The organism is Nocardiopsis sp. iso_238 (assembly GCF_056173325.1).
In genome coordinates this window covers 936,166-949,526 of record NZ_CM149668.1, presented here as the reverse complement: position 1 = coordinate 949,526, position 13,361 = coordinate 936,166, and the positions used below count along the sequence as shown (strand labels likewise).

Below are 13,361 nucleotides of genomic sequence, written 5' to 3'. Positions count from 1 at the left end.
CCCCAACCGTGACCCCGGGCCGACAACGGAGCACCGTACCCGGCCGTCCCACCCCCGGACGGGCCGGGCACGAGGTACGCGGGGAGGTGGCGCCCATCATGAGGGAGGCAGTCGCGTCCGCACTCGCCGAGCTGGCCCGGCGGGACGAGCGGGCCGCCGACCTGGCACGACTGGCTCTCGACACGCTCGCCCCCGAGCAGGAGATCCAACGGCTCAACCAGCACGCGGTACAGCGGTTCTGCTGGTACGAGCTCCCCATGCGCTTCCAGGACTCGGCCGACGACCGGCTGTTCGCGGCCCGTTCCCTCGGCCACCTCTTCCAGCTCCTGAAGCTGAACCGGTACGCGGACGTGTGCCGGGCCTCGGAGACCGCCACCCTGCTGGCGCTGTACGACGCCGACCACACGGCGGGCCTGGCCATGTACGAACGGCTCATGTGGGAGTCCGGGGTGGAACCGCCCGACCTCCCCGAACTCACCTGGGGCACCAGCGTGGGCGACGTGGAGCTGCACGCCCGGGGGGAGACCGCCGCCGCGCTCGAACTCGCCATCACGCTCGGGGACATCCGCCCCGGGAAGAGCGGCTGGCGGCCCGCCCAGGAGCGGTTCGCCCGGTCCTTCCTCACCCAGCCCGACCACCGGGGGCTCAGCCACCTCGACCGGGTCCGCGAGGAGCGGGTCCGGGCCTGGATCTCCTCGTCCGCGCACCCGCACCGGCAACGGCTGTGGCCGCTGGTGGGTCAGATCATCGCCGGGGCGGACGTGCCGCGCGGTTCGACGGCCGCGATGGCGCCGCTGCAACGGATGCTGGACCTGGCCGCCGACGGGATCGCCCTCACACAGATCGGGTACATCTCCCCCGGCGTGGTCAGGCAGCTGTGTGAGGACTTCGGCTGGACCACCACCCCGGAACCGCCGCGCAGCGAGACCGACGCCACCCAGATCATCGCCCTGCACCAGGTACTGCGCACGATGCGCGCCGTCCGCCGGTCCGGGCGCCGACTCGAACTCACCCGGCGCGGGCAGCAGCTGCGCGAGGACCCCGAGGCGCTGTGGCAGGCCGCCACCGAGACGCTGTGCCGGACCGGCGGCATCCAGCAGGCCGCCGCCGAGACCCTGCTCGGGATGCTGCTGGGCCGCTCGCCCCAGGGGCTGGGCTCGCACGCCCGCCCGGCCACCTCCGACGCCGAGGCGGCCGAGCGGACCCTGACCGAGTCCGGGTGGCGACCGGTGGACCCGCCGGTGGCCGCCGGACGGCACGCCGCAGCGCACCGCCGCACCGCGGAGACCGCCTCCGACCGGGTGCGCGCCATGGTGATGGCGGTGGGCTGGCTGCTGGAGGCGCTCGGGCTGGTCACCGGGGACGACTCCGACGGCCGCAGGGAGCTCACCCCGGCGGGGCGCGCGTTCGCGGTGGCGTGCCTGCACAAGTCGGCGGTCGCGCCCCGCGCGGTGGTCTGAGGCGGCGTCCGCGCCCCGGACACCCGATGCCATACTTCCCCTCGGCCAGCGCCCCGGGGACGGGTGCGGCCGTCGAACCGGGGAGGCACCCATGTCGCGTCAGGTCACCGTCGTCACGGGCGGGAGCCGGGGCATCGGCGCGGCCACCTGTGCCCGGCTGGCACGGGACGGCCACGACGTGGTTCTCGGATACGCCCGTGACGAGGCCGCCGCGCTGCGGACCGCGGAGCGGGTGCGCTCCGCCGGGGGCCGGTGCGCGACCGTGCGTGCCGACACCTCGGAGGAGGCGGGGGTGGAGCGGATCTTCGACACCGCCGTCGCGGAGTTCGGCCGGGTGGACGGTCTGGTCAACAACGCGGGGGTGACCGGTCCGCTCGGCGCGTTCGTGGACGTGTCCACCGAGGACCTGCGCCGCGTGGTCGACGTGAACCTGCTGGGTTACCTGTTGTGCTGCCGACGCGCCGTGCGGGAGATGAGCGCGGGCGGGGGCGCGATCGTGAACGTCTCCTCCGCCGCGGCCACCCTGGGCAGCCCCGGCGAGTACGTGCACTACGCCGCGACCAAGGCGGCCGTCGACACCCTCACGGTGGGGTTGGCCAAGGAGCTGGGACCGGTGGGCGTGCGGGTCAACGCGATCTCCCCCGGCATCACCGAGACCGACATGCACGCCGCGATGGGCGCTCCCGACCGCCCCGTCCGGGCGGCGTCGCGCATCCCGCTCGGTCGTGCGGGGCGTCCCGAGGAGATCGCCGGGGCGATCGCCTGGCTCCTGTCCGCGGACGCCTCGTACACGACCGGCACGGTCCTGAGGGTCGCCGGAGGAATGTAGGGCGAGGTCAGGGCGGGGACCCGGCGGGTGAGGCACCCGCTGCGAGGAGGTGCGCGCCAGGGCCTAATCTGGAGCGCGAACCACCCGCGACCAGCAGGAGCATCATGCCCACGCCCGAGCCGCCGCAGCCGGCGGACCCCGACGCCGTGACCGTTCCCGACAGTGAGGCGGACCCCGGCGAGCGGGAGCGCGCCGCCGACCCGTGGTCGCGGATGCCCGACGACGCCCTGAACGCCTCGGGGGTCGGCTCCGACCACGCGGACGGCGGGGACGACGCGGAGGGCACCGGTTCCGCGCCGGATCGCGGGGCCGACGGGGGCTCCGACGCGGGAGGGGACGCGCCCGAGCGCGCGGAGAGCTGGGCGGACTTCCTGCCGAGCCCGGTGTTCCTGCTGCTGCTCGGCCTGGCCGGGTTCGCGGGCTGGCTGTCCTGGACCCACGCCGAGCTGGACTGGGCCGCGGAGGGGACGTCGGTCACCCCGCTGATCCCGCCGCTGCTGATCCTGTTCGGGTGGATCGTCTCCGTGGCCGTGCACGAGTTCGCGCACGCCCTGGCCGCCTACCTCGCCGGGGACCGCTCCCTGCGCGGCAGCGCCTACCTGCGGTTGAACCCGTTCGCCTACCGTGAGGCCTTCGGCGGCCTGGTGCTGCCGATCGTGTACCTGGGGGTCGGCGGGTTCGGCCTGAACGGGCCGCCCACCTACGTGGACTGGGACCGCGTGCCGAGCCGGGGGCGCCGGGTCATGGTGGCGCTGGCCGGGCCGCTGGCCAGCCTGGTGCTGTCGGCCGTGCTGGCGCTCACCGTCTCACTGCTGGTCCCGGTCGGCCAGGACACCACGAACTGGGCGATCTCCTCGCTGGCCTTCCTCGCCATGGCCAACATGACCAGCGCGGTGGTGAACCTGCTGCCGCTCCCCGGTCTGGACGGGTACCACGTGCTGGCCGCCTTCCGGGGCGCCGGGTGGACGGAGTTCGTCCGGGTCAACGGCCTGTTCTGCTCGATCGCCGTGTTCGCCGTCCTGTGGCTGCCGGTGGTCCGGGACGTGTTCGAGAAGGCGGGGTACGCGCTGTTCGACCTGATCCTGCCCAACCCGACCATCCCCGGGATGATGTTCCACGGGAAGCTGCTGCTCCAGTTCTGGGCCTAGCCGGGCCTAGATCGCGTTGGTGACCGCGGGGGTGGGGCGCGGCGGCAGGACGAGGCTGCGCATCACCCCGACGGCCAGGGCGATCATCGAACCGAACAGGAAGACGTAGTTGGCCGGTTTGGCGGAGAACACGATGTTCCCGCCGGTCAGGTAGCCGACCATGGCCAGCATGACCACCAGGTAGCCGACCGCGAAGGCCACGGCACCGGACTGGCGGCGGCTCCCCCACCCGGCCAGACGGCACAGGGCGTACACCACGGCCAGGTAGGCGACCACCGCCACCACTCCCCCGACCTGCTGGGAGAGGCCGAGGTCCCAGAAGTGGGAGACCCAGCCCATGGCGAAGCCGGAGAGCACGCCCACGCCCAGGCCCGTGACCAGCAGCACCGCGAAGGAGAGCACGGTCATCGCGGACGACGCGAACGGGTGGGGGCTGCCGTGCGGCACCGGGGCCGGGCTCGCCTCGTTGTCGGGAGTCTCAGGAGTGGTCACGGAAGACGAGGGTAGGCGCTCCCGGGCGGGAAGGTGGCACGCTCCCCCCGCCGCACCACGTCACAGCCCGGCGAACAGGTCCGACTCGTAGCCGTCCTCGTCCGGACGGGGCGGCGGCCCCAGCAGCAGGGTGAAGTACTCGACGGCGTCGATCTCCTGGGCGATGTCGTTGGACAGCGCGAACCGCTCCCCGTCCACGGTGATCTGGGTGGCGTGCGCCCGCATGGCCAGGGCCTTGGCCGCCCAGTGGTCGGAGGCGTCGATCCGGGTGGTGACGATCGCGTCGGGGGTGCCCCGGGCGATGTCCGACACCTGCTTGGGCGGGGTGAAGGGCCCCGCCTCCTCGTTGAGCCGCGCGATGGACTCCTCGATGCGGGACACCGGCTGGGCGATCGCGTAGAGCTTGCCGACCCGCCACGGTGTGCCGGGCATGGCCCGCTCGTTGGCCTTGGCGCAGGCGCGGCGGGTGATCCGGTGGGCCTGCACGTGGTCGGGGTGGCCGTAGCCCCCGTGTTCGTCGTAGCTGACCAGCACGTGCGGGCGGACCTCGCGGATGATCTCGGCCAGGCGGCGGGCCGCCTCCTCGACGTCGGCGCCCCAGAAGGCGCGGGGGTGGTCGTTGGTGGGGCCGCCCGCCATCCCGGAGTCCCGGTAGTGGCCGGTCCCGCCGAGGAAGCGGTGGTCGCGCACGCCCAGGGCCACGCAGGCCCTGTCGAGCTCCCCGACCCGGTACTCACCCAGGGTGTCCTCGCGGTCGGAGGTCAGGTGGGCGAGATCGGCGGGGATGACCTCGCCCTCCTCGCCCAGCGTGCAGGTCACCAGGGTGACCCCGGCCCCCTCGGCCGCGTACTTCGCCAGAGTGGCACCGGTGACGATGCTCTCGTCGTCCGGGTGCGCGTGCACCATCATCAGTCGCCTGTCCATCACGCAGCGAACAATACCGGGCGGATACGTGCGTCCCAGCCCAAACGCGACCATCCACCCGACGGCGGAGGCCTCTCATGACGGGCGAGGGCCACGGGGCGGCCGGGGCGTGCCATGGGACACAATCGGCGTATGAGCTTTCCTCGCCAACAGGCAAGAACCCAGCGCTTCACCATCGGAGTCCCGCGCTCGTTCCAGATCTCCCCGGACGGGGAGCGCGTCCTCTTCCTGCGCGGGCGTGACGGTACCGACCGGGCGACCTGCCTGTGGTCGTACTCCGTGGAGACCGGTTCCGTGTCGGTGCTGGCCGACCCCAGGGACCTGGGCGCCGACGACGAGAACCTGCCCCCGGAGGAGCGGGCCCGCCGCGAGCGGATGCGCGAGCACGGCGGCGGCATCGTGTCGTACACGGTGGACGACGCCTTCACCCGCGCCGTGTTCACCCTGTCCGGCCGGGTCTTCTACGTGGACCTCGTCGGGGACGACGCCGCCCCGCGTGAGCTCCCCGTGGCCAGCCCGGCCGTCGACCCCCGCGTCGCCCCCGCCGGCGACCGGGTGGCCTACGTCCACCAGGGCGCGGTCCGCGTGGTCGACATCGCCGACGGCGGCGACCCGGACCGGGACCGCGTCCTCGTGGAGCCGGACGGCGAGCACGTCACGTGGGGCCTGGCAGACCTGGTCTCCGCCGAGGAGATGAGCCGGGTGCGCGGATTCTGGTGGGCCCCGGACGGGAGCTCACTGGCCGTCAGCCGGGTGGACGAGTCCGAGGTGAACCGCTGGTTCGTCGGCGACCCGAACCACCCCGGCCAGGAGCCGCAGCCGCTCCGCTACCCGGCCGCCGGAACCGCCAACCCGGACGTGCGGCTGGCGGTGCTCGCCGTGCCGTCCGCGACCGCGTACCGGCGCGACGGCCTCCCCGAGCCCACACCGATCGAGTGGGACCGCGAGGCGCTGCCGTACCTGCCCACCGTGGGATGGACCACCGGACCGGACGGGAACCCCGTCCTGGTGTTCACCGCGCAGAGCCGCGACCAGCGCACCCTCACCCTGTTCAGCTCCGACCCCGCCACCGGCCTGGTCTCGGCGGTCCGTACCGAGAGCGACGACGTGTGGGTGGAGATCATGCCGGGCGTGCCCGCGTTCACCGCGTCGGGCGACCTGGTGTGGATCGGCCGCGACGGTGCCCGGGGCGAGCGCCGGGTGTTCGTGGGCGGGAGCGCGGTCAGCGCCGAGGGCGTGTACGTGCGCGGTGTGGTCGACGTCGACGGCGACCGGGTGCTCTTCACCGGTTCGCCCGCGGGGCGCCCGGGCGACGTGTCGCTGTGGCTGGCCGACACCCGGCTGGGCACCTGTGCCCCGCTGGAGCTGCCGGGCGGCCCGGACGACGGCCACGGCGGGCTGCGCTCCGGTCGGCTGCGCGGGGACACCCTCGTGGCGCAGCACCGTTCGATGGACTTCACCGGGGTGCGGACCCTGGTGGTGCGGGACGCCAGCCGGGAGACCCGGCGCGCCCACGGTGAGATCGAGAGCCTGGCCGAGACCCCCGAGCTGCCGGAGGTCCGGGTGCACACCTGGACGGCCGGTGACGGGATCCCCACCGCGCTGGTGCTGCCGTCCTGGTACCGCGAGGGCGAGGACCCGCTGCCGGTCCTGGTCGCCCCCTACGGCGGCCCCCACGCGCAGCGGGTGCTCAACGCGCGCGGCGCGTACCTGTCCTCGCAGTGGTTCGCGGAGCAGGGCTTCGCGGTGCTCATCGCGGACGGTCGGGGGACGCCCGGGGTGGGCGTGGACTACGAGCAGGCGGTCCACCACGACCTCGCGGAGCCGGTCCTGGAGGACCAGGTGACGGCGCTGGAGGAGGCGGCGGAGCGGTTCGGCTGCCTGGACCTGACCCGGGTGGGCATCCACGGCTGGTCGTTCGGCGGGTACCTGGCGGCGCTGGCCGTGCTGCGTCGCCCGGACGTGTTCCACGCGGCCGTGGCGGGCGCCCCGGTGATCGACTGGGCCCTGTACGACACGCACTACACCGAGCGCTACCTCGGCACGCCTCAGGAGGAGCCGGAGGTGTACGAGAGGACGTCGCTCATGGCGGACGCCGCCAAGCTGGAGCGGCCGCTGATGCTGGTCCACGGCCTGATCGACGACAACGTGGTGTTCGCGCACACGCAGCGGCTGTCCGAGGCGCTGCTGGCCGCCGGCCGCCCGCACACGGTGCTGCCGCTCACGGGCGTGACCCACAGCCCGTCGGACCCGGTCACGGCGGAGAACCTGCTGCTGTTGCAGGTGGACTTCCTGAAGCAGAACCTGAAGGGCGCGTAGGCCCCCGGTCGTGGCCCCGGTCCCTCACTCCCGTGCGGGAGTGAGGGACCGGGGCCACGGCGTGTTCGCGCCGGGTCAGGGAACGACCTCGATCTCGTCCTCGGTCGGCACCTCGATCGTCACCGGTTCGTCGAAGCTGACCACGAAGACCTCCCAGCCGTCCACGCCGCCGAACTCGTCCTCCGCCCCGGAGGTCCGCTCGCGGGAGTGCTCGAACCGCTGGAAGCGGCCGTCCACGCCGATCCACAGGTCGAACTCGTAGTCCAGGCGGGGGGAGCCCTCCTCGTACGGGCTCTCACGCGCGTAGGTGCCCGCGTAGTGGTGGGCCGGGCCGTGGTCCGGCTCCGTCTCGAACAGTTCCTGGTTCTGGGCGGTGTTCCGGACGTCGTCGGTGACCCCCATGTAGGTCACCCGGGGCTCGGCCCCCGGTTCGAGCAACCTGGAGGGAAACCACAGGAACGACCACTGATCGGAGCCGAACTCCGCGTACTGGGCGTCGGTCCTGGCGGGTTCCGCCACGCGGGAGTACGGGCCCCGGACCAGCTCCTCCCAGGTGGGGGCCTCCGGGACCAACCGGCTCAGGCGGTCCGCCCCCTCACCCGTCATGGGGTCCCCGCCGACCGCCAGCGTCTCCGGGATCACGGGCCCGCCGTATCCGGCGCTGTAGACGGCCGGACGCGGCGCCTCCGTGAACCGGTGCACCGTGAAGTTGCCGTGCGCCGACGCCCCCAGGGAGTGCTGGTAGGCCTCGAAGCTCCCCACGTCGTTGGCGAGGCCGATCGCCTCGGAGAGCACCGCCTCCCAGTCCTCCGGGTCCACTTCGGCGGCCAGGGCCGCGCCCGTGCCCGAGCCGTCCCCCTCCTCGGTGTCGGTGCCGTCCGCGCCGGTGTCCCCCGCGTCCGTTCCCAGCCCCGGGATCCCGAGGGCCGGGACCCCGTTCCCCGGCCACACGAGGACCGCCCCCGCGACCAGGGAGAGGGCGAGGGCCGCGGCCCCGACCGCCGTCACGGTCCCCGCCCTCCTCCGGCGCACCCGCCGGGGCTGCGGAGCGGAGATCCCGCGCCACTCGGTCGCGAGCAGGCCCGGGACGATCGCGGTCGCGTCGGCCGCTCCCAGCGCGGCGACCCGGGTCGCCGCCCAGGTGCCGGTGAGTTCGGCCAGGACCTCGGCGGCGGCGGGCCGCGGAGCGGGATCCTTCGACAGAGCGCGGCGAACCGGTGAGGCCAGGGGTTCGGCCAACACGGACAGGTCGGGCTCCTCGTTGCGGACGCGGTGCGACAGCACGTCCGGCTGACCGGCGCCGAAGGGGTTCTCCCCCGTGGCGGCGAACAGCACCAGCGCGCCCCAGGCGAACAGGTCCGAGCGTTCGCTGGCCTCCTCGCCCAGGTACTGCTCGGGAGCCACCCAGCCGGGGGTGCCGAGCAGCCCTCCGGTCGCGGTGAGCGCGGTGCCGTCGGCGGCGCGGGCGATCCCGAAGTCCAGCACCTTCGGGCCGTCCGGACCCATGATCACGTTCCCCGGTTTGAGGTCCCGGTGGACCACACCCGCCGCGTGGATCGCGGCCAACGCCTCGGCCAGGCCCACCGCGAGCGCCGTGAGCACTCCGCCGGAGAGCGGGCCGTGCTCACGGACGTACTGGCGCAGGGTCAGCCCGGGAACGTACTCGGTGGCCAGCCACGGGGTGGCGGCCTGGGTGTCCGCGCCGAGGAAGGCCGGGGTGCAGGTGGCCCGCACCCTGGCGACCAGCCCCACCTCACGGGCGAACCGGGCCCGGAACTCGGTGTCGGCGGCGAACTGGGGGTGGACCACCTTGACCGCCGCCGGGGATCCGTCCCCCGCCAGTCCCGCGTAGACGGCGCCCATGCCGCCCGCGCCGATCCGGCCGACCACCCGGTAGGCACCGAGCTGGTCGGGGTCGCCCGAGGTGGGCGGATCCATCCCCGGAGGGAGGTGGTTCCGGGTGAAGGGCGGAGAGGGGTGGGGCGGGGGGTGTGGGCTCATGTCTGCTCCGGTTCTTCGGTGTGGGCACAGCTGGCGGTCAGGGCACCGTCGGTCATCGTCGTGTCGTGCGGCTCGACGCTGCCCGCGCGGTCCGAGGCGTCCTCGGGCGCACGCTCCCCCGAAGTGAGACAGAGACCTCCCGGGTACCGGAGGTCCTCCTGGGCCTCCCGTCTGATCGAGGCGGGTACGTGGTAGACCACCCGGGCGTCCCTGAACACCACCCGGACCCTCGCCGTGGGATCCTCCGGTCCGAGGTCCGCGAGGATCCCGGTGTTGACGGAGCCCTCGAAGTCGAGGACGTCGTCTCCGGAGCGGATGGCCCGTACCCCGACGAACTCGTCGCTGTGCACACGCAGGGAACCGTGGTCGGGCAGGTACTCCAGGTCGACGGTGAGCCCGTCGTCCCCGAACTCCTCAGTCAGGACGGCGCCGAAGCTCATGCGCAGCACGTCCAGGGGCTCACCCTCTCCGTCGGCGGGTTCGAGACGCCGGACGAGTACGGTCTCGGTGCCGGGCTCCGGCTCCACCACGACGTTCCCGGTCTCGTAGAGGTCGCGGTACTCGTCGGGGACGTCGTCGGGGATTCCGGCGGTCGAGCCCCCGGCCGTCCCCCCGCCCCCTTCCCCTCCGCCTGTTCCGGTCCCGCCTGTTCCGGTCCCCGCCGAAGAGGTTCCGGTTCCGTCGGGACCGCGCGGCCTGGTCGCGGGCGGGGAGCCCTCTCCGGTGAGGGCGCGCACGCCGAGCCCGACGACCAGGGTGAGGACCACGGCCCCCGCGACCGCGACGAAGGCGGTCCGGTGCCGCCGCGCCCAGCTCCGCCGTGGCGGGGCTCCCCGTGTCCACTCCTCCCCCGTCCCCGGAAAGGGCGCGGCCTCCCACACCCCGGCCAGGAGCAGGGTGGCGTCCGTGTCCCCTCCGGAGCCGAGCAGCACCGCCAGGGTCCGCTGGAGCTCGGCGGCGGTCGGCCGCTCCTCGGGGTCCTTGGCCAGGGCCCGCTCCAGAACGCCGTGCAGCGGCTCGGGGACCCCGGTCAGGGACGGGGGTTCGGAGAGGATCCGCGAGACGACGGCGTCGGAGGTACCCGTGCCGAAGGGGCCCCGGCCCGTGGCGGCGTGGACGACGAGCCCGGCCCACGAGAAGACGTCCGAGAGCTCCGTGGCCGGGGCTCCCCGGTACTGCTCGGGCGAGATCCAGCCGGGGGTCCCGACCAGTCCGCCGGTCCTGGTGAGGGCGGTGCCGTCGGTGGCCCGGGCGATCCCGAAGTCCAGTACCTTCGGGCCGTCCGGGGACAGGATGACGTTCCCCGGTTTGAGGTCCCGGTGGACCACACCCGCCGCGTGGATCGCGGCCAACGCCTCGGCCGCCCCGAACGCGAAGCCGGTCAGTTCGCCGCCGGAGAGCGTGCCCCGGGTGTTCACGAACTCGGCCAGGGTGGGCCCCGGCACGTACTCGGTGGCAAGCCAGGGCACTTCGGAGCGGGTGTCGGCACCGAGGAAGTCGGGGACACAGGCGGCGCGCACACGGCGGACCAGCCTCACCTCACGGGCGAACCGGTCCCGGAAGTCCGTGTCCGAGGCCAGGACCCGGTGCACGCACTTGACCGCCACCCGCCGGTCCCGGTCGTCCAGGGCCGCGTACACCACACCCATGCCGCCCGCCCCCACCCTCCCGACCAGGCGGAACGGTCCGAGGTACCGGGGGTCGTCCGGTTCGAGGGGCGCGACACCGGTGGGCGTTCCTGGGGAAGTGTCCATGGGAGGCGGTTCCTGGTCGGGGGCGGAGTTCGTCGGTGGCGGGGAGACGGGGCGGGCCCGGGCGCCTCGTGGTCGTCACCCCGCGAGGAGCTCCTCGTCGATCTCGACCGGCTGGTTGAAGTTGAAGAACCTCACCGTGCGCATGAGGGTGAGCATGTCACCGGGGTTCTCCCCCGGCTCGTCGGTCACCGCCACCAGGGAGTAACCGAGCGGATAGCCGTCGTCGGAGACCCAGATCTCGAACTCCGTCTCCTCGGTCATGGTCTCGGGGTAGTGGTCGTGTCCGTGGATCACGGTGCCGGTGTAGCGGTGGCCCTCCCGGACGATGTCCGTCGCCCCCTGGTCCGCCTGCTCCCGGAGCTCGTCGTCGAGCAGGTCCCGGGAGACGAACCGCACGTCGGACGCGGCCAGACCCGTGTACTCGACCTCCACGCCCTGGTCCAGGATGTCCTCGAACACCCCGAACAGGTCCTCCCAGTCGGCGCGGAGGTCGGCGTCGACCTCGTAGGGCGGGGGTTCCCGGTCGAAGTCGCGTCCGATGACCTCGTTCATGTTGGTGGGGCTGCGCAGGTCCCACCAGTAGCGGTGCCCGTCCAGGTTCTCCCCGGTGACGACGGTGCCGCTGCTCGTCGGCCCCAGGGAGCGTGTCCTCACCATCACCGGTTCCGGCCCCCTGGTGTACGTGTAGCCGAACGTGCTCAGGGCCCCCGGATTGCTGTGTCCCCAGTAGTCGTGGGTCGTGAAGCTGTCGGCCTCCAGCGCGAGGGCCGCGGCGTCGGCGAGTACGGCCTCCCCCTCCGACGGGTCCTCCGCGATGGCGGGGGTGCCGTCCGTCTCGGTCTCCTCGGCGGCCACCGTCTCGTCCGGGGCGTCGTCCCTGAGGAACCAGGCTCCCGCCGCCACGGCGCCGCCGATCAGCGTCAGTGTGCCCAGGACGGCCGCGACCCCCTTGGCCCCGGCCAGGGCGCCGATCACCCCGCCACTGCCCGCGGCGCCTCCGGCTGCACCTCCGGCCGTGCCCATGGCGCCCCCGGCAGCACCTCCGGCCGCGCCCGTGGCTCCGGCGGAGGCCAACCCCCCGGCAGCGCCCGACCCCGACCCGGCCCCGGCGGCCCCGGCTCCTCCGGCTCCGGCCGCGCCGACGGCACCGGTCCCTACAGCACCCGCAGCCGCACTGGCCCCTCCGGCCCCTCCGGCCCCGGCAACCGCACCGGCACCTCCGGCACCCGCAGCACCTCCAGCACCCGCCGCACCTCCAGCACCCGCAGCCCCTCCAGCGCCCGCCGCACCTCCAGCACCCGCAGCACCTCCGGCGCCCGAGCCCAGCATTCCCGCGCCGACCACGCCCAGACCCGCTACCGAGGCGGTGCCCAGCGCGGCCGCCCAGCGGGCGGGGTCGTGTCCGGCCGCGTCCACTCCGCGCCAGTAGTCGGCCAGCATCCCGCGCAGCGCCCGCCGCGTGCGCGTGCGGTCCGGAACCGCCTCCGGGCGGACGTCCTCCCCCGTCGCGGGCGGCAGCAGCGCGGTCAGGAGGTCCACCGCCGTGGGCCGCTCGGGAGCGGCCACCGACAGCGCCCGTTCCACCAGGGCCAGCAGGTCCTCGGGGACCCCCTCGACGTCATGGTCACCCGCCTTGACGCGCGCGGCCAGCTCCGCCGCGCTCCCCGTACCGAACGGGGCGCGGCCGGTGGCGGCGAGGGTCACCAGGCCGCCCCAGGCGAACACGTCCGCAGCGGGGTCGGCCGTGGCCCCGGTGTAGCGTTCGGGCGCCGTCCAGCCCGGTGTGCCGTAGGTGGCGGACGCGTCCTGCTCAGGGTCGGTGCCGATCTCGACCGCGATCCCGAAGTCCACGATCCTGGGCCCGTCCGGTGCCAGGATGACGTTGCCCGGCTTGATGTCGCGGTGCGCGATGCCCGCCGAGTGCAGGGAGGCCAACCCCTCCGCTATGCCCAGGGCGAACGTGCGCAGCATGTCTCCGGTCAGGGGTCCGCACTCGCGCACGTGGCGACGCAGGTCCCGGCCGGGCACGTAGTCGAAGGCCAGCCACGGGACCGGCGCGGAGGGGTCGGCACCGTGGACGCGCGCGGTGCTGATCCCGTCGGCGCGGCGCAGCATCCCGACCTCGCGGGCGAACGCCTCCCGGTGTCCCGGCCGGTCGGCGTACCTCGCGTGGACGGTCTTGACCGCGACACAGCGCCCGTGCGGTTCCAGCCCCGCGTACACCACACCCATGCCCCCGGCCCCGATCCGGCCCACCAGCCGGTAGGGGCCGATCCGGCGGGGGTCGGAGTCGGTCAGGGGGCCGAGGCCGGGCGGAACGTCCGGCTGGGGCTCCGGCCCCTCGGCCGGGTGGGGGAACGTGCTCATCGTTTCCCTTCACGATGACGGGGCGCGGCGGGGCAGGGGGTGGGAACGGGGTCGGGAACGTCCCGAC

The 13,361-nt window shown here is 74.1% G+C and carries 9 protein-coding genes; 4 read left to right on the top strand and 5 right to left on the bottom strand.

What is annotated here, in order from left to right; all coding sequences use genetic code 11:
• Window positions 1-98: 98 nt before the first annotated feature.
• The 3 genes from AC0VYL_RS04245 (at window position 99) to AC0VYL_RS04235 (ending at window position 3,437) form a co-directional block, all read left to right on the top strand.
• Window positions 99-1,460, top strand: a complete 1,362-nt coding sequence (locus tag AC0VYL_RS04245; protein WP_475459412.1) for a hypothetical protein — start codon at window positions 99-101, stop codon at window positions 1,458-1,460.
• 91 nt (window positions 1,461-1,551) lie between these two features.
• Complete coding sequence (locus AC0VYL_RS04240) at window positions 1,552-2,289, top strand: SDR family NAD(P)-dependent oxidoreductase (protein WP_475482381.1); 738 nt, start codon at window positions 1,552-1,554, stop codon at window positions 2,287-2,289.
• Window positions 2,290-2,393: 104 nt separating this feature from the next.
• Window positions 2,394-3,437 carry a site-2 protease family protein gene (locus AC0VYL_RS04235; RefSeq protein ID WP_475459407.1) on the top strand — a complete coding sequence of 348 codons (1,044 nt, stop codon included), beginning with the start codon at window positions 2,394-2,396 and terminating at the stop codon, window positions 3,435-3,437.
• Between the two features lie 6 nt (window positions 3,438-3,443).
• On the opposite strand, the gene AC0VYL_RS04230 is transcribed toward AC0VYL_RS04235, so the two are convergent.
• Complete coding sequence (locus tag AC0VYL_RS04230) at window positions 3,444-3,929, bottom strand: hypothetical protein (RefSeq protein WP_475459404.1); 486 nt, start codon at window positions 3,927-3,929, stop codon at window positions 3,444-3,446.
• A 60-nt stretch (window positions 3,930-3,989) separates the two neighbouring features.
• Entirely contained in the window at window positions 3,990-4,856 is an 867-nt protein-coding gene (gene mshB, locus AC0VYL_RS04225; protein ID WP_475482380.1) for an N-acetyl-1-D-myo-inositol-2-amino-2-deoxy-alpha-D-glucopyranoside deacetylase, read from the bottom strand.
• A 129-nt stretch (window positions 4,857-4,985) separates the two neighbouring features.
• Here mshB and AC0VYL_RS04220 point away from each other — a divergent pair, with 129 nt between their 5' ends.
• Window positions 4,986-7,172 carry a S9 family peptidase gene (locus tag AC0VYL_RS04220; RefSeq protein ID WP_475459400.1) on the top strand — a complete coding sequence of 729 codons (2,187 nt, stop codon included), beginning with the start codon at window positions 4,986-4,988 and terminating at the stop codon, window positions 7,170-7,172.
• A gap of 75 nt (window positions 7,173-7,247) precedes the next feature.
• On the opposite strand, the gene AC0VYL_RS04215 is transcribed toward AC0VYL_RS04220, so the two are convergent.
• The 3 genes from AC0VYL_RS04215 to AC0VYL_RS04205 all read right to left on the bottom strand — a co-directional run bounded on the left by AC0VYL_RS04215 (window position 7,248) and on the right by AC0VYL_RS04205 (window position 13,294).
• Entirely contained in the window at window positions 7,248-9,110 is a 1,863-nt protein-coding gene (locus tag AC0VYL_RS04215) for a serine/threonine-protein kinase (RefSeq protein WP_475482379.1), read from the bottom strand.
• A 59-nt stretch (window positions 9,111-9,169) separates the two neighbouring features.
• On the bottom strand, window positions 9,170-10,927 hold the full coding sequence (locus tag AC0VYL_RS04210; protein ID WP_475482378.1) for a serine/threonine protein kinase: 1,758 nt from the start codon (window positions 10,925-10,927) through the stop codon (window positions 9,170-9,172).
• A gap of 75 nt (window positions 10,928-11,002) precedes the next feature.
• The gene (locus AC0VYL_RS04205) at window positions 11,003-13,294 is read right to left on the bottom strand and encodes a serine/threonine-protein kinase (protein ID WP_475482377.1); all 2,292 of its coding nucleotides are present in this window, start codon (window positions 13,292-13,294) and stop codon (window positions 11,003-11,005) included.
• Window positions 13,295-13,361: the final 67 nt, after the last annotated feature.

Coding starts and splice junctions, on each gene's coding strand:
- AC0VYL_RS04210 (WP_475482378.1), bottom strand. CDS start 10,927: ATGGACACTTCCCCAGGAACGCCCACCGGTGTCGCGCCCCTCGAACCG.
- AC0VYL_RS04215 (WP_475482379.1), bottom strand. CDS start 9,110: ATGGATCCGCCCACCTCGGGCGACCCCGACCAGCTCGGTGCCTACCGG.
- AC0VYL_RS04205 (WP_475482377.1), bottom strand. CDS start 13,294: ATGAGCACGTTCCCCCACCCGGCCGAGGGGCCGGAGCCCCAGCCGGAC.
- AC0VYL_RS04245 (WP_475459412.1), top strand. CDS start 99: ATGAGGGAGGCAGTCGCGTCCGCACTCGCCGAGCTGGCCCGGCGGGAC.
- AC0VYL_RS04240 (WP_475482381.1), top strand. CDS start 1,552: ATGTCGCGTCAGGTCACCGTCGTCACGGGCGGGAGCCGGGGCATCGGC.
- AC0VYL_RS04220 (WP_475459400.1), top strand. CDS start 4,986: ATGAGCTTTCCTCGCCAACAGGCAAGAACCCAGCGCTTCACCATCGGA.
- AC0VYL_RS04235 (WP_475459407.1), top strand. CDS start 2,394: ATGCCCACGCCCGAGCCGCCGCAGCCGGCGGACCCCGACGCCGTGACC.